Raw genomic sequence first — 19,646 nt, 5'->3', positions numbered from 1 at the left:
GGCCGCGGCCGCGCGCAGCGTCCTGCTCGAGGTCGCGCTGACCGCGATGCGCAGGATGGCCCTGGAGCACCACGTCGCTCTACGGTTCGGCTGACAGGAATGGCAGGTGAGGCCGATCCCATGCACCCGGTCCAAGCGTCGTGATCCTCCGCTGTACACAGCCACCGCTGTTATCGTCTTCGGCGTGATGTCCGGGTGGACCCGGCTTCTGCGTCAATCGCACAAGACCCAAGGAGAGACGGCGATCCGCAGTGCCGCCGCCCCGAGTCACCCCGATGATCGGAAGGGGGTGAGACTATGAACACCCCGATGCGAGCCGGCGATCTCGTTGCCGTGACCGTGACCAAGGTCCTGCCGTTCGGCGTGCTCGTCGAGACTCCGGCAGGCGTGCACGGGCTCGTGCGCAGCGCCACGGCCGAGCCCGGCGCGGTCGTGAACGTTCGCGTGCGCGAGTTCGACGGCCAGCGGTTCAGTGCGATCCTGGTGTGAGTGATGCGGCCGGGCGCGGTCTAGCACAAGACGCGCCCGGCCGCGACCTACCCCGCAGAACCTTCATTGATCGGTTCGTGCTTTCCCGTGGCCACTCTGGCCAGCTCATCGCCGGTTGCCGGGCGGGTCTAGCCCAAAGTCCGGTGGCGTGGAACCACCGGTTGCCGGCCTGCGGTAGGCCGGCAACCGGGGACGGTCAGGAGTGTTTCAACGTCTGCATCCAGTCGCGCAGCTGGCGGGCCTGGCGGTCGAGTTCGGTACGCGCCGCCTTGCTGCCGGCGGCGGGCTTACCGGCGATCGCGCTGATCCGGTTGAGCGACGTGGAGGCGGCGTTGTAGTCCCGCGCGAGGTAGGCGGCCTGGGCGTCGTCGAGCAGCGCGGAGGCGGCCTCGGCCGACGCGGGATCCAGGGCACCGTTAGCGACGCTGGTGGTGATCAGCGTCCGGGTCTGCCGGTAGGTCGAGCAGTTCGCCTCGGTCTGGTCGGCGGTCCAGTGGATGCCGGCCAGCAGCATCCGGGTGAACGGGTCACGGTAGTACTGCGCGCGGTCGTGGCCGAGGATGAGGGAGAAAGCGCGTCCGCCGTCGTACTCCTGGCACCAGACGATCGGGTGATCGCCGTTCATCAGCCGCAGCGGGTTGGTGGCGGCGTTGCCACTGTTGAGGCTCCGCTGGTACGACGACTCGTCGAGGCTGAGCAGCGTGTGCACTTCGGCGCGCGGGTTGTGGTCGAAGTTGTACAGCTCGTCGATGGTGAGCCAGGTCTTCGGCAGGTGCGCCACGGCCGGGTTGGTCGGGTCCTCGGTGTTGACCCGGACGTTGATGCAGCTGCCGCAGGTGCCTTCGCCGTTCTGGCCGTTGGGGTGGTTGGTGAACCAGGCTCCTACCAGGTTGCGGTACCAGGACACGTTGTGGATAGCGTCGGAGGCCCCGTGCAGCCCGAGGTAGCCGCCGCCGGCCTGGATGTATTCCTTGAAAGCGGCCAGCTCACTGGCGTTGAGGGCGTCCTTGTCGGGCGCGCTGTTGGGGTTGGTGCCGTCCACCGGCGAGGAGAAAATGATGGTCTTGTACTTCGCCAGGTCGGCGGCGGAGGTGAACGGCGTGCTCCGCAGCGAGTTGGGGGCCAGGCTCGGATCCCAGATGTCGACGTCGAAGCCGTACTGCTTGCCCAGTTGCTGCACGAGCAGGGCGGTGTCCGGGATGTGGTCGTGGCGGAAGCCCTTGGTGGCCGAGAAGTACAGCACCCGGTAGCTGGCGTCGGGGAAGTTGGTGGATGCGGCCAGCGGTGTGGCGGCGGGGATCGGGTTGGGTCCGGTGGCCGGCGTGACGGTCATGCCGGTCGGCGGGTCTGCCGGCAGCGTGCCGGTGACCTGCTGCTTCAGGTATCGGGCGTCGCCGACCAGGGTGTCGCGGGTCGGCCCGGATTTGGTGGCGCTTTGCGCGGCCGCGACGAACTTGTTGAGCAGGGTGGCCGCCGCGTTGGTGCCGCCGGCCTCGGCGAGGCTGGCGGCCTGGGCGAGGGTGGCGCGCAGGCTGTCGCCGGTGGCGGTGTTCAGGGCGCCGCTGGTGACGTAGCCGGCGATGAGGTTGTCCAGGTCGGTGAAGGACGTGGTGACGACGAACGCCTGGTCGTACCGGGCGGCGTTGCCGGCCGCGTCGCTGGCCACCACGCTGACGGTGTGCCCGCCGGTGGTCAGGGTGGAGGTGGTGACGGGCAGCGGGGTAACCTCGGTGCCGTCGAGCCACATGCGGTGGATGAAGACGCCCCCGGAGCCAGGTGCGGGATCGGTCCGGGTCGGGATCAGCGTGGCGGTGTGGCCGACGTGCCCGTCGACGATGCCCGGCCAGCTGACCACCGGGGCGACGGTGTCGATCCGGATGGTGATGGTGCGGACGGACTCGGCGGAGCCGTCGCCGCCGATGGCCCGGTAGCCGACGGTGGTGGTGCCCCCCTGGGTGATCTGCACCGAGCCGGTCAGGCTGGCAGGGTACGGGGTGGGCGCGGACGCCACGGTCTGGAACGGCGCCGAGTTGCCGAGCCGGTACTCCAGGCGCTGGACACCGTTGACGTCGTCGGTGGCAGACAGGTTCAGGGTGACCGGGCCTCGGTAGAAGCTGTTGGTCCCGGTCGGGGCGGTCGGGGTGAGGATGGCCGGTGCGCTGGTGGGCGCGGCCCAGGCCGGGGTGCCGACGACGAGCGAGCCGACGGACAGGGACGCGGCGGGTAGGACGGCGGCGAGCAGGAAGCGCAGCAGTCGCCGGCGGGCGTCTGCGCCCGCTCGGCGGGACGGGTGTGCTCTGCGGGTTCTTGGCGGCAGGTGGTGGCTGGGCATGCGGTTCCTTCCAGTCCGGGAAGTGGAGACGGATCTCGACGAGCCAAGGGGACGCGATGTGTTCTCGGGCGAGAGGCTATCGCCGGCAGCGACATCAAGCTAGATGCATCACTGCGAAAGTTTGAAATGAATGAGCAAAAGTTGTGCCTGAGAGCCCTAAAGTGCACAGTCGGGTATGACCGATATCGCCGAACGAGCCGCGACCCATGGTGACGGTGGCGCCCTTCGCGGCATGCCCGTCCCGTCACCTGCCGGCGCGCGGCCACCACCTACCGGCTCAGGCCGCCCTGCAGGTCCTCTGGACCCCGGGATGTGGCCCGAACGGCTATCTTCTTCAGGAGGGCGCGCAGCTTCGCCGAGTTGGTGGTGGTGCCCCGGGTCGCTGATCCCCACAGTCATGATCCGCTTTGTCGGGACGCGGGCGACGTAGACCCAGCTCGACCAGGGTGAGCAGAAGCCGGCGCGCGGCCGCCCGGGTCAGGCCGGTCATCCGCGCCACCTCACTGAGGGTGAGCTGCGGATAAACGCTGAGGCCCACGTCGGCGAAGGCGGGCACGGCACTGGTGTTCAGGGTGAAGCCGAGATGGGTGGTGTAGAAGTCGATGGCCGCTCGCACGTCGTCAACGACGTAGCGGACGCTGGCGTACTGGTTGCTGCGGTCATGGCTGGTCCTCCTTGAAGACCGATGGGTGTCAAGAACAGACAGCAGGTGCCTGATACGGGTGATAATCGGTGCTAATGCATCGCTGTCGGCCCGTCGCGGACGGCTCGCGAAAGGTGCGGGCGGATCACGCGAGGTATCGGCGGCCACCGAGGGTGGTGGAGGGTCAAAAAGCCGTTCCGGAAGCGTGGCGGGGCCTCGACGGGGGTCGCGGCAGTCCAGGCTCTCTCGCTACGCGCTTGCCCAGGGACCTGGCGAGCAGCTCAATCGATTGAGCATGTTATCGATAACATGCTATCTTTTTGGACGCGGGCGAAGGGCACGCTCGCGATCACCTCGATCCAGCCGGCAAGGCGCGCCGAGGGCGCAAGCCACACCGCCTCGCCGGTGGCTGACCAGTCCGGGCGCTCCGCGGGTGCCAGGCGACCACAGGCGGTCGCCGGCCGACTTCGGTCCGGCCACATGCCCCGCCTCCATGCCGTCGCGGACGATCCCGGCGCCGACGGACGGCCGTAGCCGCGCGGGTACGCCGGGCCCGGACTACAGGAGCATGCCGATCGGAGCTGAACGGGCATCGCCTCGCCCACCAGGCGAAGCCGCCAGCACCTCGCTGACCGTCGGTCGGCGGAGCGCGGCGTAGTCACCGGGGTCGGCCTCGCACGACACCACCGGAACACGACGACCAATGGCAAGGAGTCAAGCAATCATGAAACGGAGACATCTTCTCTCATCCATCTCGGCCGCAGCGGTTCTCCTCGCGGCGACCGTCGGTGGCGCGCGGAGCATCGGCTTCGGCGACGCGGCGGTGGCCGCGACGATCGGCACCCTCGCCACGACCGCAGGCTGCGGCAAGGCCCCTACGCTCACCAGCGGTACGCGCACGATTCAGAGCAGCGGACAGAATCGAAGCTACATCCTGCGGATCCCGGACGGGTACGACAGAAACCACCCCTACCGGCTGATCGTTGGCTTCCACTGGCTGAACGGCTCGGCCAGCAACGTCGCCTCAGCCGGCTACTACGGGCTTGCGCCACTGTCGAACAACAGCGCGATCTTCGTCGCGCCTCAAGGCATCGACGCCGGCTGGGCCAACACCAACGGTCGGGACCTGACCCTCTTCGACGACATCTCCCGGCAGATCGAGGACGCCCTCTGCGTCGACACGACCCAGCGTTTCGTGCTCGGATGGAGCTACGGCGGGGCCATGAGCTATGCCGTGGCCTGCGCTCGACCCACCGTCGTCCGGGCGGTCGCGGTCCTGTCCGGCGCCAACCTCAGCGGATGCAACGGCGGTACCCAGCCCGTCCCGTACTTCGGCATCCACGGCACCTACGACAGCGTGCTGAACATCTCCCTGGGTCGGTCTCTGCGCGACACGTTCGTCAGGAACAACGGCTGCACTACGCAGAACCCGCCCGAGCCGAGCCGAGGCAGCCTGACCCACATCACCACCACCTATTCCGGTTGCCGAACCGGTTACCCCGTGCAGTGGGCCGCGTTCGACGGAGACCACACCCCCAGTCCGGTCGACGGATCGTCCAGCCCCAACGACTCCAGGACCTGGACCTCGGGGGAAATCTGGAGATTCTTCACCCAGTTCTCGTCCACCACGCCGCCCACAACCGCGCCCCCGACGACCGCGCCGCCCACAACCGCACCTCCCACGACCACGCCGCCCACGACCACGCCGCCCACGACCACGCCGGCCAGCTGCGTCGCCACCTACCACACCGTCAACAGCTGGCCCGGCGGCTACCAGGCTGAGGTCACCGTGGCCAACAACACCGCCACCACGATCAACGGCTGGACCGTACGACTGACCCTGGCCAGCGGACAGGCCATCAGCAGCCTCTGGAACGGCACCAACACGGGCACCACGGGCAACATCACCGTGCGAAATGCCCCCTACAACGGCACGTTGGGCGTGAACACCTCCACCACCTTCGGGTTCACCGCCACCGGCGACGGTGCCACTCCGGCCAGCAACATCACCTGCACCAGCCCCTGAGCGGGGCACTGCCCCGGGCCCGGTGCCAGCTGGCGCCGGGCCCGCGGGACGGCCGCACCAGCCCCACACCCCATGCTTACCCGTTGGCCAGGACCGCCAGGACCGCCGCGGACGGTTCTGTCATCAAAGAATGCGCGTTCGGCTCGCCCCGGATAGAAGGCCCGCGATCGGGCCGACGGCACCATCTCGTCCAGCCTGCCTGGGTTCACCCGTGAGGTCGATGTCCATGATGGCGGGGCCGCCGTCTGCCTCCTCGAACTCCGCGTCGGCGCAACGGACCCGTTCCAGATCCCGGCCGGTGACCACACCGATGCGAGCCTCGTCGAACGCTTCGGGGAGATCAGTGATGAGCCAGACCCCGTCACCCTCGTCGACAACGGTCGCGGTCGCGGCGCCCATTACCCGTGGTTCACCTTCACCCTCGAACGGCCTGGCCCCCGCGGCGTAGGCGTTCGCGCGGGCGTACACCGGTTGTTTCACGTCGAGGTATTTCTGCTGGTCGCTGGGCGGCTGATCGTCGAGTCGGGCCAGGTACTCCTCGAACGATGCTGGATGGCCGTCGTATCCGGCGGTGCCGCACAACGGTGGCCCCTCGCCCTCCGCGCCCATCCCATAGGCTGCGCCCGGGTCGCCGCCCAGGAAGAGGTTCCCCACGTACCTGTCATCGCCACCGTAGATCACCGCGTACCCGGCGACCTGGGTGCTGTGCGGCCGGTGATACGGCGTAGCGCGGTCCAGCACCGGCTCCAGCCGCAGCGTGCCGCAGATCAGGTTGTTGACGAAGGCGCCTCCCTGGCTGAACAACTCCAGCGAGGCGGGCGAGCCGAAGATGTTGTGTTCGACCAGGTAGGGACCGTGGCTGACCTCGACGAAGAGGTCCCGGCAGTTGTGGTGGTAGACGTTGCGCGAGAGCCGGGTGCCCTGCGCCTGCCAGTCCAGCCATGTGCCGAGCGAGCAGCCGTGAATCCGGTTGTGCCGGATCACCACGTCGATGGCCGCGTGCAGCTTGATGCCAGCGATCTCGTACCCGTAGAACTCGCGCTTCACGCCGATGCCGTAGATGTGGTTGTCCTCGATCGTGGAAAACGCACATCCGAGGTGACCCACGATCGCGTTCTGGCCGCAGTCGTAGATCGTGTTGCGGCGGATCACGTGCGAGCCGATATGCTCCCGGTCCCACCCGATCTGGCGGGCCGCGAAGACCGACTCCAACTGGTACTGGTAGCCCGGTTTGTCACCGCGGAGGGCCGAGTGGTTCTGCCCGGTCGATCCCTCCTTCCCGATCGAGATCGCCGAGCACTTGGCGTCATGGATCACGTTGTCCTCGATGACCCAACCCTTTGCCCAGTTGGGCCCGATCAGGCCCGGCTGATCGGCGGTCGGTGGCGCCCACGGGCTGGCAGCGTGCGCCAGCTCGAATCCGCGGACCGTGATGTAGTCCAGGTGTGGCTGGTCCGGGTAGAAGACGCTGCGGCGTACGTTGATCTCGACCAGTTCCGTGTTCGGGTCGGCGCCCTGGAAGTTGGCCCAGATTGTCGTCTGCTCACCGACCTCGGCATACCAGACGAGCTGGGTCTGGTCGGGATTGCCGACCGGATGGGTCACCCTGGTCCAGTCGTCGACGACCTCGGTGCGCCGTGGCGGATCGTTGACCTCCGCCCGGGTTGCCACCTCGTAGAAACTCAACCCGTTCAGGTAGACATCGCCGAGGTGGCTGCGTGGCGCGCCCGTCCGGTAGACGATCCAGTCGCCGGCCACCTCCCGTGCGAACGGGTTGAACGAGCCGAACAGCGAGTTGTCGACAACTGCCTTCCATACCGTCCCGCCGAGTAGCTCCCAGCCCGTGATGCGCTCCGATCCCTTGATCACAACGTGCTCGCCGGGCGCCGACTCGTAGGTGATGCGGCGGGAGTCGCTGAGACCGCCATACCGTGGCTTCACCCACTCGCGGTACTCCCCCGCGTGCACCACCACGGTGTCACCGGGCTGCGCGACGCCGGCCGCCCGATTGATCGTCCGGAAGGGCCGCTCGGCGCAGCCGTCAGCGCGATCCGAACCGCTGGTCGCCACATGGAAAACGGATGCCATCCGGGAGAGCCCTCCTAGACGAGTAGTTCCGATGCCAGGGGTCTGGGCGTGACGAGGACGCCCAAGATCATGTTGTGACGTAAGACCTGAACACCTCTTGACCGCACCGTAGCTGAGGATCGACGACCGCATCCAGACGCCGGCGGGCTCCCCCGGTCGGCGGGGATGCCGACGGCGCTGGCTACCTGGGCGTCGGCGGGCACCATGGGGTCGCCGCGCATAATCATGGACCTGCCCATGTCGTCGGCCTTCCCGTCCAACCTCGAGCACCGGAGCGTATCCGTGGTGATCCCGTACGAAATGGAGGACATAGTCCCCGAGCTCGCCGGCTCAGTACGGTTACCCCGTCGCCAGGCAGGCACCTCACCGCAGGGCATGGCGATGACCTTGATCGCGGACTACACCGCGCGTACGCGCGCCTGGCTGCCCTCGGCGTCGATCGTCGCGCTGCTCGCTGAGACAGGGGTTAGCACCGCCGGAGCCCGCACCGCCATCAGCCGGCTGGCCCGCCGAGGAGCCCTCGAGAACTGCCGGGAAGGGCGGCACAGCTCGTACCGCCTGACCCGGGCGGCCGCCGCCGAACTGATGAGTGGCGGAGCGTGGATCGCCGGATTCGCCTCCGGGGTGGACTCGTGGGACGGGTGCTGGACGCTGGTCGCCTTCTCCCTGCCCCAGGAGGCGAGCGGTCACCGGCGCGCGCTGCGCGACCAGCTGCGATGGTTGGGCTTCGCGTCGCTGTTCGACGGGCTGTGGGTCTCCCCCGACGCGCTGAACCCGACCGTCGAGAACGGCCTCCGGGCTTTCGGTATTGGTGCGATGAGCATATTCCGAGCGAGTCACGTGGACCTGGCGAGCACGAATAGCCGGTCCCCGATCGAGGCCTGGGACGTGGCCGCCATCGCCGAACAGTACGAGACATTCATCCAGCGATGGAAGCCGCTGCTCCCGCGCATCCGTGCCGGGCGGATCACAGGCGCCCAGGCGGTCGCGACCCGCACCGAGGTCATGGATACCTACCGGCGCTTCCCCATCCTCGACCCGCAACTGCCCCTCCAGCTGATGCCTCCCGGTTGGCCCCGGGTCCGCGCCCGGGAACTGTTCGTTTCGGTCTACGACGGCCTCGCCGAACCCGCTCAGGAACATGTCCGCGCGGTCGTCGCCCGGTTCGCCGACTCACCCGATCCGGGCATCCTCGCTCATACGACCAGGGATCTCAGCACGAGCGCAGACACCGGGTAGCGGCCGTTGCCAGCTTGTGGTCGACGGCGTGGAAGTTGTCGCCGGCGAGCCGACAGGCGGTGCCGAGCCCAGGAACGTTGGCGAGACCTGCACCCGAGGCCTCACCCCTTAAACGCGCCTTCCATGATTCCCTGCACCAGACGGCGACCGACGAAGACGAACAACGCCAGCAGCGGAATAGTGGCCAGGAATGAGCCGGACATGGCCAGGCCCAAATCGATGTCCCGGTTCTGCTGGAGTGCCTTGATGGCGATCTGGACAGTGTAGTTCTCTGGCGACTTCAACACGATGAACGGCCACAGGAAGTCGTTCCACGAGTAGACGAACGTGAACAGCCCAAGCACGAATGCCGCCGGGCGTACGAGCGGGAAGGCTATCCGCCAGAAGATCTGCCAGGTGGTCGCGCCGTCCACGCGCGCCGCGTGCATCAGCTCGTCATCGATAGTGCTGCCGATGTGCTGGCGCATCCAGAAGATGCCGAACGCGCTGACCAGCCCGGGTACGATCACCGCCTGCAGGCTGTCCACCCAGTTGAACTGGGAGATGATCAGGTACTGCGGGACGACGGCCAACTGCGCCGGCACCGTCATGGTCAGCACGACGATGAGGAACAGCGTGTTGCGGCCCGGGAAGGACAGCTTGGCGAAGGCGAAGCCGGCCAACGCGCAGAGCACTGCCTGGCCTACGGCGACCGTGGTGGCGACGATGAGGCTGTTGAGCAGGGAATGCACGAACGGCACGATGGTGAAGACCAGCTTCGCCAGGTGCAGGAAGTTGCCGCCGGGTGTGACGTGCGGTGGGAGAGTCGTCGCTGTAGCGGAATCCGTTGTCGCCACCACGAACATCCAGTAGAGCGGAAAGACACTGACGAGCCCCATGAGGGTGAGCAGTGCGTACACCGCGATCGGGACACGGTTGGCGTGCCGCCGCCTGACCCGCGTGAGTGCGGCGGTCGAGGGTCCGGGCTTCATGGGCGCTCCGAGCCGATGCGGGTGGCCAGCAGATAGTTGATTCCGGAGAAGGCCACCACGAGGACGAAGAGTGCGACACCGACCGCCGCGCCGTAGCCGAAGTGGAACTGCCCGAAGGACTGCTCGTACAGGTAGAGGGTGACGGTCTGGCACTGCCGTGCCGCCCCGCACGTGAGTCCACTCACCGGATTGGCCAGCAGCGGCTCGGTGAAAACCTGCAGCCCGCCGATGGTCGACGTCACGACGGTGAATGCGATGATCGGCCGCAACGAAGGGATGGTGACGTGCAGGAACTGCTTCCAGCCGCTCGCACCGTCCGCGGCCGCGGCCTCGAACAGTTCCCGGGGAACCGCCTGCAGCGAGGCGAGGTACAGCAGCGTGTTGTATCCGGTCCAGCGCCAGGCGATCATCGTAGCGATCATGATGTGGCTACCCCACAGCGACGCGGTGAAATCGATATGGCGAAAGCCCAGCAACTGGAGGAACCAGTTGATCATGCCGTAGTCCCGGTCGAACATCTGGGCGAAGACGATGGTCGTGGCCGCCACCGAGGTGACATAGGGAACGAGCACCGACATCCGGAACAACGTGGCCAGCCGCAGCCGGGCATGGTTGAGCAGGTGCGCCAGGCCGAGCGCCAGGAGCAACTGCGGCACCGTCGACAGCACCCAGATGCTGAACGTGTTACGCAGCGCACCCCAGAAGCGCGGGTCGTGCGCGAGTTCGGAAAAGTTGGCCAGCCCCACGAAGTGGTGCTCGCCGATGGGGTCCCACTCGAACAGGGAGATGTAGAAGGTAAAAAGCAACGGGAATAGGCCGAAGATCAAGAAGAGCACGAAGAACGGCGAGACGTACGCGTATGGTGCCAGCAGCTCCCGTGCGCCCTGCTGAATCTGCCGCTTGCGCCTCGGTCTCGGGAAGTCCGGTGCGGCGGCGGCCGGGCTGAGCATGGTGGTCAAAGCGTCACCTTCCCGATGCGCGACAGCCAGGCAAAACCCGGCTGCCGCGCATCAGTCGTCCGTCAACCGCGTACCGCGTTCTTGACATTGGCCAGGGCGGTATTCCAGGCATTGGCCGGGTCCACCTTGCCCTGCTCGACGCTGGTGAGCGTGTTGAGAAACTCGGTGCCGATCGGGCCGTCCAGCGGACCGAAGTAGAAGGGCTTGATCCCCAACACCGACTGTGTGTAGATCTTGCCGATCGGTGCGTTGTTGAAGAACGGGTCCGTCTTCCCGACCAGCTGCGGGTCCGTGTAGACCGACGGCGTGGTGGGCAGCGATCCCTGCGCCACGAAGTGCGCCAGCTGACCCTGCGGCGACTGCATCTCGGAGATGTAGTTCCACGCCGCCTTCGCGTTCTTGGCGCGCTTGGGGATGGCGAGGAAGCTGCCACCCCAGTTTCCCGAGCCACCAGGGATGGTGGCGATATCCCACTTGCCGTTGGTCTCGGGAGCGTTCGTCTTCATCTGGCTGAGCATCCAGGACGGTGAGCACACCACCGCGTAGTCACCCTTTTTCATGGCCGCGGTCCAGCCGGATGAGAACGACCCCTGCTTGGCGGAGATGCCCGCGGCGAAGGCCTTCAACGTCACGTCAAACGCCGCCTTGACCTGTGCGTTGTCGTAGTCCAGCTGGTGGTCGGCGCGGTAGTAGCGCTCGCTGCCCTGGTTGACCGCCTGAAAGAAGACGCTCGTCGGCGTGTTGTCCACGAACGGCTTGCCTGTCTTCTGGACGTACGTCTTGCCGACGTTGATGAAGTCGTCCCACGTCGGCCAGAGCTCGGAGACCTCGGCCCCGTTGGTGGGCAGGCCGGCTGCCTTGAACAGGTCGGTACGGTAGGCGACCGCCAAGCCGCCGACGTCGGTCGGCACGCCGATGATTTTGCCGTCCTTGGTCGTCGACTGTGCCATCACCCAGTCGAGGTAGTTGCCCTTGATGTTGCCAGCGCCAAGTGTGGTGAGGTCGACGAAGTTGTCCGGAGACTGCATGAACTTCGGCAGATCGTCTGCCTGGATCAGCACCAGGTCGGGCACCTTGCCACCGGCCAGCGCGGCGGTGAGCGCCTGGGCGGTCTCGGTCGTGGTGCCCACCTCGGTGAGCTTGACGTGCACATCCGGGTGCGCCTTGGTGTAGACGTCGACGTCGGCCTTCTGGTTGATGTTGGCAAACGACCAGAACTCGAAGGTCTTCGAGTCGGACTTGCCACCTGATCCCCCACAGCCGGCGACGAGGAGCGCGGCTGTGGCGATGATGGCTGCGGTGGTCAGGACGCGTTTCAACGGCCCTCCAAGCGGTCGTGGGGTCGGCTGTGAACGTCGTTGGCGAGATCGTCGACTGACGCTGTGAAATTTATCGAGAAATTTACATGCCACTATTTCGTGCGCTGAGGCTACTAAGTGCCGCGTGATCCGTCAACGGGCCCTGCTGCCAGCAAGGCCGCAGGCCGACAGGAGAGCTTCCTGGCCTCGCAGCGTCCGAAAGTTTTCGGCCCGAGCACCCAACCATGGGTGCGACTTCGAGCGACGACGCCAGTGTCGGCCCTCTCGTCCGCTCCCGGATAGCAGCCTGACGCCGGGTCGCCGAGGCACGTTCCGGGCTGGCATGCTCGGCCTCGCCGCCGTCCTCGGCGGTTCATCGGGCGGGAGCGTGGAAATGCGGATGCTACGGGAGCCGCGCGCGGAGCTGAGGTTCCTAGCCGCGGCGGGGAGCTGGCAGGAGGCGCTGCCGGTGGGCAACGGCCGGCTGGGAGCCATGGTGCATGGCCGGTTCCCGGAGGAACGAATCAGCCTCAATGAGGACTCCTTCTGGTCGGGCCCGGGCGAGACGGCACCGCCTGACGTGCCGCCCGGGCTGCTGAGGGAGGTACGCGACCTGGTCCGGGCCGGACGGTCGGTGGAGGCAGGATCGCTGCTGCGGGGCACGCAGGGTGCTGATGCTGAGGCGTACCAGCCGGTCGGCGACCTGCGGATCAGCCACGTGGACCGGGACGGCTTGGCCGGAGCGACCTACGGACGCTGGCTGGACCTGCGCGACGGTGTCGCGGTGGTGGAGCGGGGCATGGTCCGGCAGGAGGTGTTCGCGAGCGTCGGATATCAGGCCCTGGTAGTGCGTTTGTCCACCACGGTTCGGGAGGGCCTTCGGCTGGACCTGGGGTGGGCGACGCCGCAGCCCCGGGCGGCAGTCCAGGGGTACGGGCGGGCCGGGCTGGCGCTATTGCTGACCGCGCCGCGTCACGTGGTGCCCTGGCCGCGTGCCGACGGTGTGGTGCTGAGCGACGGGGACAGCCCGGCGATGCGTGCCGCCGCCTTGTGCACGGCCGTGGTCGAGGGCGACCGAGCTGCCGTCCGGGTCGAGGAGCGGGCCGACGGGCCGGTTCTCGCGGTACGTGCAGCCGCCGCCGTGACGGTGTTCATCGCGATCCGCACCGGCTTCACGGACTGGGGCACCCCGCCCGCCCGCGACGCCGAGGCGTGCCTCGCTCGCTGCGCCACGGACGTACGGGTGGCGGGCGCGGCCGGGTGGGCGGCGCTGCGCGCGGCGCACGTCGCCGAGCACCGGGCACTGATGGACCGGGTACGCCTGGTCCTCGACGCCACCGCGCCGGAGCTGCCCACCGACGTCCGGCTGGCTCGCCGAGCCGAAGGCGATCCGGACGAGCAGCTGTGCGCACTGGCCTTCACCTTCGGCCGGTACCTGCTCGCCGCCGCCTCGCGCCCGGGAAGCCAGCCCGCCACCCTGCAAGGCATCTGGAACGACCAGGTGACGCCGCCGTGGAACTGCCAGTACACGGTAAACATCAACACCCAGATGAACTACTGGCCGGCGGAGACCACAGCGTTGGCCGAGTGCCACCAACCACTGTTGCGCCTGGTCACCGACCTCGCGGTGGCCGGCCGGGCCACGGCCTGCCGGATCTATGGTGCGCGCGGCTGGACCTGCCACCACAACACCGACCTGTGGCGCATCGCAGTGCCGGTGGGCAAGGGGTACGGCGACCCGAAGTGGGCGCAGTGGCCGTTGGCCGGGGCGTGGCTGTCGCTGCATCTAGCCGAGCACTGGCGCTTCGGCCGGGACCTGAGCTTCCTGGCGGAGGTGGCGCTGCCGGTCGCACTGGACGCGGCGCGCTTCGTGCTCGACCTGCTCGTCGATGCCTCGGACGGCTACCTGGTGACCTCGCCGTCGACCAGCCCGGAGAACGAGTTCGGCACCGGCAACGGCCCGGCCAGCGTCGACGCGGGTACGGCGATGGACCTGACTCTGGCCCGCGAGCTGTTCGAGTTCGTCTTGGAGGCGCAGGCGGCGCTGGAGGCCGGCGGGCAGCCGCTCGGCGACGCGGCGGTGTCGAGCCTCCACGAGGTGCGTGCCGCGCTGGCCCGTCTGGCGCCGCTGCGGGTCGGCTCGCGCGGACAGATTCTGGAGTGGTCCGCCGAGTACCCGGAGGTCGAGCCACACCACCGGCACCTGTCCCACCTGGTCGGCCTCTACCCGGGACAGACGATCGCCCGCGACTCCCGGCTGCGCGAGGCGGCACGCAGGTCGCTCACGGAACGCGGTGACGCCGGTACCGGATGGTCGATCGCCTGGAAAATCGGCCTGTGGGCCCGACTCGGTGACGGAGACGCCGCGCACCGGCTGCTCGGCGCGTACCTGACCCCGGCCACCGACGAGCATCAGGGCGGGGTGTACCCCTCGCTGCTGTGCGCCCACCCGCCGTTCCAGATCGATGGGAACTTCGGCGTCACCGCAGCCATCGCGGAACTGCTCGTGCAGAGCCACCTCGTGCATGATGCCGCCCCCGTCATCGAGCTGCTGCCCGCCCTGCCTACCGCGTGGGCCACCGGCTCGGTGGTCGGCCTGCGGGCCCGAGGCGCGGTCACCGTCGAGGAACTCGCCTGGGTGGACGGATCCGTGACGGCAGCGAAGCTCGCGGCCAGCACGGACACAACCGTCGAAGCCCGGTGGCGCGACCGGGACGGGATCCGGCGCACCCGCCGTCTCACCCTCGCCGCCGGAGAGCGCGTAACCCTTGCCTGAGATCACGGCAAACGCGGTTCGCGCGGCCGTGAAGATCCAGTGTTCGACGGTCAGGCGAGGTCCAGCGCCACCGTCACGTACGCGTGCGCGGGCAGCTCGACCTCCAGGCCACGCGGGTGGTCGGTGACCCCGGCGTGCTCGCGGGGGGCGACCGCTGTGGCCGACGGCGTGTTGTGCGCGTCGAGCGCGTCGGCCGTCAGGACGGTGGCCCGGTGGGCCATTACGTCCCGGCCGCGCAAGTCGAGGACGACCGTCATCGGACGCTGCGCGTCGAGGTTCGACAGGGAGACCAGCGCCGTGTCGCCGCGTGTCGAGGCGGACGCCGAGACCATCGCGAGGCTTTCCCCCGCCACCTCGCGCCGCGGGACCTCGCCCGTGAAGGTCACGGCGAGCGACGCCGCGTCATGGTGGGCGCGGTTCATCGCGAACACATGGTAGGAGGGCGTCAGCACCAGCGCGCCCGTCTCCGGGTCCGTGAGGATCATGGCCTGGAGCACGTTCACGGTTTGCGCGATGTTCGCCATCACGACACGGGCCGCGTGGCGGTGGAAGGTGTCGAGGTGCACGGCGGCGACCAGCGCATCGCGCAGCGTGTTCTGCTGGTACAGGAAGCCCGGGTTGGTGCCCGGCTCCACGTCCCACCAGGTACCCCACTCGTCCACGACGAGGCCGACCTTGCGATACGGGTCCCAGCGGTCCATGACGGCCTCGTGGCGCGAGACCAGATCCTCGATCCGGGTCGCGTTTCGCAGCGCGAGGTACCACTCCTCCTCATCGAAGCCCGTGGCCGCGCCCTTCGATGACCATCCCCGAGTCATCGTGTAGTAGTGCAGCGAGACGGCCTGGAACGGCCAGGCGCGGGAGCCGGGCACCGCGAGGTCGTCGAAGGAGCGCAGCAGTGTCTCGGTCCAGTGGTAATCGTCGTTGTTCGCGCCCGCGGCGATCCGGTAGACCGTGTTGTCGCCGTGGTCGCGGACGTAGGTGGCGTACTGGCGGGCCATCGAGGCGAACTGCTCGGCGCGCAGGTTGCCACCGCAGCCCCACGCCTCGTTGCCCAGTCCCCAGAACGGCACCCGCCAGGGCTCGTCACGCCCGTTCTCACGGCGCAGGGCGGCCATCGGGGAGTCGTCGCTGCGGGTAAGGTACTCGATCCACTCGGACATCTCCCGCACACTGCCCGAGCCGACATTGCCGGAGATATACGGATCCGCGCCCAGCAGCTCGCACAGCGCCAGGAACTCGTGCGTGCCGAAGGCGTTGTCCTCGACCACGTCGCCCCAGTGGGAGTTCACCATGCGGGGGCGCAGCTCGCGCGGGCCGATCCCGTCGCGCCAGTGGTAGTCGTCGGCGAAGCAGCCGCCTGGCCAACGCAGGTTCGGGATGCGGATGCCGCGCAGCGCCTCGACGACATCGAGGCGGATCCCGCCCTCGTTCGGGGTCGCGGAGCCTTCCCCCACCCAGAAGCCGCCGTAGACGCAGCGCCCCAAGTGCTCCGCAAAGTGGCCGTAGACGTGGCGGGAGATGGTGGGACCGATCAAATCGAGGTCAATGACGGCGGTGACGGTCGAGGCGGTCATGGTCGTCCTTGTGAAAGCGGTCTGCGGGGGAACGGGCGGCCGACGGCTGTGCTGACCGGGACCGAGGGCTCGCCGTAACCTCGGCAAGGATACAGGGATTGACATCCATGTCTATCCGAGCGCCGGACGGCGCCGGGTCAAGGTGACGCGCCACAACTCCGTGAGGACCTGCCGCCAGAACTTGGCGCCATCGCCGCCGTCGCCGGCCCACAAACCGGAGACTTCCCGGGTTACCTCGGCGGTGACGGCAAGGGCGAGGTAGATGGACCGATTGGCGGCCTTCCCATCACGGATCTTCGGTGTCTGCCGTGACACCTCGACGCCATACAGCTCGGCCAGGTGGGCCTGGGCCTCCCCGGTCGTCAGGCTCTTGGTCGACGGGAACTCGCCATGTCGGCCGCTCCCGAACAACCGGTGCTGACGCTGAGCAGATCACCCGGCAGACGCGTGCCAGCGAGCGGGGCGAAGTCCTCCTCTCCCACCGGGCCGCCTCGATGCCGGCCTGGCGGGTAACCAAACCGGACTTCGGATGCCGCCGGTGGTGATCCGCTGCGCCGCCGTTATTAGCCCATGCTCTTGGCACCGTTCAGGGACTCGCGGATGATGTCGGCGTGGCCGGCGTGCTGCGCGGTCTCGGCGATGATGTGCATCAGCACCCGGCGGGCCGACCACCGCCCGCCGGGCTCGAACCACGGGGCCTTCGGCAGTGGCTGGGTGGCGTCCAGGTCAGGCAGGGTGACGACCAGCTCATCGGTCCGGCGGGCCACCTCGGCGTAGTCGGCCAGGACACCGGCCAATGTCTCGCCGGGTAGCAGCCGGAACCCGTCGGCCCGTCGGGCCCAGTCGGCCTCCGTCATGGTGGTGAAATCGTCCATCGCCGACGGGCCATCCAAAATGAAGTCCACCCAGCTCTGCTCGACCGCGGTGACGTGCTTGATCAAGCCGCCCAGGCACAGCTCGCTGACGGTACTGCGCCGCCCGGCCTGCTCGTCTGTGAGGTCGCGGGTGGTGAAGCGCAGGAAGTGCCGCTGTTTGGCCAGCGCCGCCAGCAGGTCGGCGCGCTCGCCAGTGGCGGCCGGCGCGTCGGCCAAGCCGTGGGTGGTCCGTTCATCGGCGGTTGTGGCCTCGCTCATGGTCTCCAGCTCCTTGTCCCGTTCCCATCGGTCAAGACCCACGCTAGGCCGCCCTGCGGACACTTCCTGACCTGAATAGCGGAAGAATCAACGACATGGCGAACACCAGCACCCGGACCCTGCGGCTGCTGTCCCTGCTGCAGACCCACCGGTACTGGCCGGGCAGCCAACTGGCTGAGCGACTGGGGATCTCGGTCCGCACCCTGCGCCGAGACATCGAGCGGCTGCGCGAGCTTGGCTATCCGGTCGAGGCGCGGCGCGGCATCGACGGCGGCTATCAGCTCAGCGCGGGCGCGGCACTGCCGCCGCTCGTGGTCGACGACGAGGAGGCGGTCGCCCTGGCCGTAGGGCTGCAGGCCGCCGCGCACAGCGCGGTGGAGGGCCTCGCCGAGTCTTCGGTGCGGATGCTGGCCAAGGTGGTACAGGTGATGCCGGCCCGGCTACGGCGCCAGGTCGAGGCGCTGCGCGCGATGACCCTGCCCGCCGGCTGGGACAGCCCGACCCGGCCAGGCGTCGACCCGAGCGTGCTCACCGCGGTCGCGCTGGCCTGCCGGGACAGTGAACACCTCCGCTTCTCCTACACCGCCGCCGACGGCCAGCACACCGAGCGGCACGTAGAGCCACATCGGCTGGTCTCCCTCGGCCGCCGCTGGTACCTGGTCGCCTACGACCTCACCCGGCACCACTGGCGCAGCTTCCGAATCGACCGCCTCACCGCGCCACACGGCACCGGCTCCCGGTTCCGGCCCCGCGACCTGCCCGCCGCGGACGCCGCCGAGTTCGTCCGCACCAGCCTCGGCAACCTGCCCCGCCCGTACCAGGTGGAGGCCCTGGTCGACGCCCCGGCCGCAGCCGTGCGCGAGCGGATCGGCCGGTGGGGCACAGTCGAGGAGCTCGACGCCGAGCACTGCCGAGTGCGGATGACCGCCGACTCCCTGGACTGGCCGACCATGGCGCTGGGCACGCTCGGCGCCGACTTCCGCGTCCTCGACCCGCCCGAACTGCTCGAGCAGCTCCACGACTGGGCCGCCCGATTCAACCGGGCCAGGGCGTGATCCACCAGCTTCCTTGGCACCGAACTCGCCCAACGCGGAGTCGCGCCGAAGTGCGCCCAGACGATCGAACTCGTCCGCGACGCGCTGGCGAGGGTGGGCGACAAGTGGACACTGCTGACCATCACGGTCCTGGCATCCGGCCCGCTGCGCTTCACCGCACTGCACGAGCAGGTCGCCGGCGTCTCCCAGCGGATGCTCAGCCAGACGCTGCGCGCCCTCACCCGCGACGGGTTGGTGACCAGAACCGCATACCCGGAAGTACCCCCGAGGGTTGAATATGCCCTGACGCCGCTCGGCCGCTCACTGAGCGAGGCCGTGGACGGACTTGTGCACTGGGTCCGTGGCCACCAGAGCGACATCGTCCGCAACCGCGACGAGTTCGACCAGACACCGGCCGCGAAGACAGCCACCCCGCCGCACGCATAGGGGCCGCCTGCCTCCCGTCGATGGGCCGCAAACGCAGCGTAGTCACCGACACCCTGGGGCTACTGCTCGCGGTCATCGTCATGGCCGCTTCCGTGACCGAGAACCGCGCCGGAATCCAGGTGTTGGACCAGGTCAAAGCCGCGTACCCGACCATCGTCAAGACCTGGGTGGACGCAGGCTTCAAAAACCAGTTCGTCGAACACGCCGCCACCCTCGGTATCGACGCCGAGGTCGTACCGCGCAACACCGAAACCCGAGGCTTCCACGTGGTCAAACGACGCTGGGTCGTGGAGAGGAGCCTGGGCTGGCTGATGCTGCACCGCCGACTCGTCCGTGACTACGAGACCCACCCAGCCAGCTCCGAAGCCATGATCCACATCGCGATGATCGACAACGTCAGCCGCCGCATAACGGACGAAGCCACACCACCTGGCGAGGCACATACTCGTAGATCAAGAACAAATCGAACGCCCTCTCACACCTGGCGTTCCGGTTTAGGTCAGACGCCAGCGCCAACATCGGAGGGCAGGCGTTCAGCGGTCAGCCGAACCGTAGAGCGACGTGGTGCTCCAGGGCCATCCTGCGCATCGCGGTCAGCGCGACCTCGAGCAGGACGCTGCGCGCGGCCGCGGCC

Annotated in this window: 15 protein-coding genes and 1 pseudogene; 7 read left to right on the top strand and 9 right to left on the bottom strand. The window is 68.3% G+C overall.

The annotated features are described in order from the left end of the window. The first annotated feature begins 297 nt into the window (after positions 1-297). Positions 298-489, top strand: coding sequence for a hypothetical protein (locus ABZ671_RS30920; protein WP_357864745.1), 192 nt, complete (start codon positions 298-300; stop codon positions 487-489). 196 nt (positions 490-685) lie between these two features. Here ABZ671_RS30920 and ABZ671_RS30915 read toward each other — a convergent pair whose 3' ends face one another. Together ABZ671_RS30915 and ABZ671_RS30910 are read right to left on the bottom strand one after the other, a co-directional pair. Continuing rightward, a complete protein-coding gene (locus tag ABZ671_RS30915; protein ID WP_357864743.1) occupies positions 686-2,821 on the bottom strand; it encodes a ThuA domain-containing protein in 2,136 nt (711 codons plus the stop codon). A gap of 334 nt (positions 2,822-3,155) precedes the next feature. Further along, on the bottom strand, positions 3,156-3,632 hold the full coding sequence (locus ABZ671_RS30910; protein WP_357864741.1) for a helix-turn-helix domain-containing protein: 477 nt from the start codon (positions 3,630-3,632) through the stop codon (positions 3,156-3,158). Between the two features lie 553 nt (positions 3,633-4,185). Here ABZ671_RS30910 and ABZ671_RS30905 point away from each other — a divergent pair. Beyond that, positions 4,186-5,490 carry a cellulose binding domain-containing protein gene (locus ABZ671_RS30905; RefSeq protein WP_357864748.1) on the top strand — a complete coding sequence of 435 codons (1,305 nt, stop codon included), beginning with the start codon at positions 4,186-4,188 and terminating at the stop codon, positions 5,488-5,490. Positions 5,491-5,613: 123 nt separating this feature from the next. On the opposite strand, the gene ABZ671_RS30900 is transcribed toward ABZ671_RS30905, so the two are convergent. Then, entirely contained in the window at positions 5,614-7,578 is a 1,965-nt protein-coding gene (locus ABZ671_RS30900; RefSeq protein ID WP_357864740.1) for a right-handed parallel beta-helix repeat-containing protein, read from the bottom strand. 165 nt (positions 7,579-7,743) lie between these two features. On the opposite strand from ABZ671_RS30900, the gene ABZ671_RS30895 reads away from it, so the two are divergent. Beyond that, positions 7,744-8,817: a PaaX family transcriptional regulator C-terminal domain-containing protein gene (locus ABZ671_RS30895; protein ID WP_357864738.1), complete on the top strand. Its 1,074-nt coding sequence runs from the start codon at positions 7,744-7,746 to the stop codon at positions 8,815-8,817. A 101-nt stretch (positions 8,818-8,918) separates the two neighbouring features. Here ABZ671_RS30895 and ABZ671_RS30890 read toward each other — a convergent pair whose 3' ends face one another. From ABZ671_RS30890 to ABZ671_RS30880, 3 genes are all read right to left on the bottom strand, one after another. Further along, positions 8,919-9,716, bottom strand: a complete 798-nt coding sequence (locus tag ABZ671_RS30890) for a carbohydrate ABC transporter permease (RefSeq protein ID WP_357864736.1) — start codon at positions 9,714-9,716, stop codon at positions 8,919-8,921. Between the two features lie 68 nt (positions 9,717-9,784). Then, positions 9,785-10,738, bottom strand: a complete 954-nt coding sequence (locus tag ABZ671_RS30885; RefSeq protein ID WP_357864747.1) for a sugar ABC transporter permease — start codon at positions 10,736-10,738, stop codon at positions 9,785-9,787. A gap of 71 nt (positions 10,739-10,809) precedes the next feature. Then, positions 10,810-12,066 carry an ABC transporter substrate-binding protein gene (locus ABZ671_RS30880; protein WP_357864734.1) on the bottom strand — a complete coding sequence of 419 codons (1,257 nt, stop codon included), beginning with the start codon at positions 12,064-12,066 and terminating at the stop codon, positions 10,810-10,812. 373 nt (positions 12,067-12,439) lie between these two features. On the opposite strand from ABZ671_RS30880, the gene ABZ671_RS30875 reads away from it, so the two are divergent. Next, positions 12,440-14,821 carry a glycoside hydrolase family 95 protein gene (locus tag ABZ671_RS30875; protein WP_357864732.1) on the top strand — a complete coding sequence of 794 codons (2,382 nt, stop codon included), beginning with the start codon at positions 12,440-12,442 and terminating at the stop codon, positions 14,819-14,821. Between the two features lie 50 nt (positions 14,822-14,871). Here ABZ671_RS30875 and ABZ671_RS30870 read toward each other — a convergent pair whose 3' ends face one another. From ABZ671_RS30870 to ABZ671_RS30860, 3 genes are all read right to left on the bottom strand, one after another. Beyond that, entirely contained in the window at positions 14,872-16,398 is a 1,527-nt protein-coding gene (locus tag ABZ671_RS30870; RefSeq protein ID WP_357864731.1) for an alpha-L-arabinofuranosidase C-terminal domain-containing protein, read from the bottom strand. A 111-nt stretch (positions 16,399-16,509) separates the two neighbouring features. Further along, positions 16,510-16,809: a transposase gene (locus ABZ671_RS30865; protein WP_357864729.1), complete on the bottom strand. Its 300-nt coding sequence runs from the start codon at positions 16,807-16,809 to the stop codon at positions 16,510-16,512. A gap of 152 nt (positions 16,810-16,961) precedes the next feature. After that, positions 16,962-17,531, bottom strand: coding sequence for a DinB family protein (locus ABZ671_RS30860; protein WP_357864727.1), 570 nt, complete (start codon positions 17,529-17,531; stop codon positions 16,962-16,964). A gap of 95 nt (positions 17,532-17,626) precedes the next feature. On the opposite strand from ABZ671_RS30860, the gene ABZ671_RS30855 reads away from it, so the two are divergent. The 3 genes and pseudogenes from ABZ671_RS30855 to ABZ671_RS30845 form a co-directional block, all read left to right on the top strand. Then, a complete protein-coding gene (locus ABZ671_RS30855) occupies positions 17,627-18,586 on the top strand; it encodes a YafY family protein (protein ID WP_357864725.1) in 960 nt (319 codons plus the stop codon). A gap of 93 nt (positions 18,587-18,679) precedes the next feature. Next, positions 18,680-19,012 (top strand): helix-turn-helix domain-containing protein, encoded by a 333-nt coding sequence (locus ABZ671_RS30850; protein ID WP_357864723.1) that lies wholly within the window; start codon positions 18,680-18,682, stop codon positions 19,010-19,012. A gap of 20 nt (positions 19,013-19,032) precedes the next feature. Further along, positions 19,033-19,463 (top strand): annotated as a pseudogene (locus ABZ671_RS30845) (transposase); the annotation flags it as partial. Between the last annotated feature and the right edge of the window lie 183 nt (positions 19,464-19,646).

Origin of the sequence: Micromonospora sp. NPDC006766 (genome assembly GCF_040636055.1) — a bacterium.
GTDB lineage: Bacteria > Actinomycetota > Actinomycetes > Mycobacteriales > Micromonosporaceae > Micromonospora.
This window is presented reverse-complemented; position numbering and strand designations above follow the sequence as displayed.

Excerpts from the sequence above, each read along its gene's own strand:
- ABZ671_RS30915 (WP_357864743.1), bottom strand. The coding sequence starts at position 2,821 with ATGCCCAGCCACCACCTGCCGCCAAGAACCCGCAGAGCACACCCGTCC.
- ABZ671_RS30920 (WP_357864745.1), top strand. The coding sequence starts at position 298 with ATGAACACCCCGATGCGAGCCGGCGATCTCGTTGCCGTGACCGTGACC.
- ABZ671_RS30875 (WP_357864732.1), top strand. The coding sequence starts at position 12,440 with ATGCGGATGCTACGGGAGCCGCGCGCGGAGCTGAGGTTCCTAGCCGCG.
- ABZ671_RS30885 (WP_357864747.1), bottom strand. The coding sequence starts at position 10,738 with ATGCTCAGCCCGGCCGCCGCCGCACCGGACTTCCCGAGACCGAGGCGC.
- ABZ671_RS30900 (WP_357864740.1), bottom strand. The coding sequence starts at position 7,578 with ATGGCATCCGTTTTCCATGTGGCGACCAGCGGTTCGGATCGCGCTGAC.
- ABZ671_RS30855 (WP_357864725.1), top strand. The coding sequence starts at position 17,627 with ATGGCGAACACCAGCACCCGGACCCTGCGGCTGCTGTCCCTGCTGCAG.
- ABZ671_RS30860 (WP_357864727.1), bottom strand. The coding sequence starts at position 17,531 with ATGAGCGAGGCCACAACCGCCGATGAACGGACCACCCACGGCTTGGCC.
- ABZ671_RS30870 (WP_357864731.1), bottom strand. The coding sequence starts at position 16,398 with ATGACCGCCTCGACCGTCACCGCCGTCATTGACCTCGATTTGATCGGT.
- ABZ671_RS30895 (WP_357864738.1), top strand. The coding sequence starts at position 7,744 with ATGCCGACGGCGCTGGCTACCTGGGCGTCGGCGGGCACCATGGGGTCG.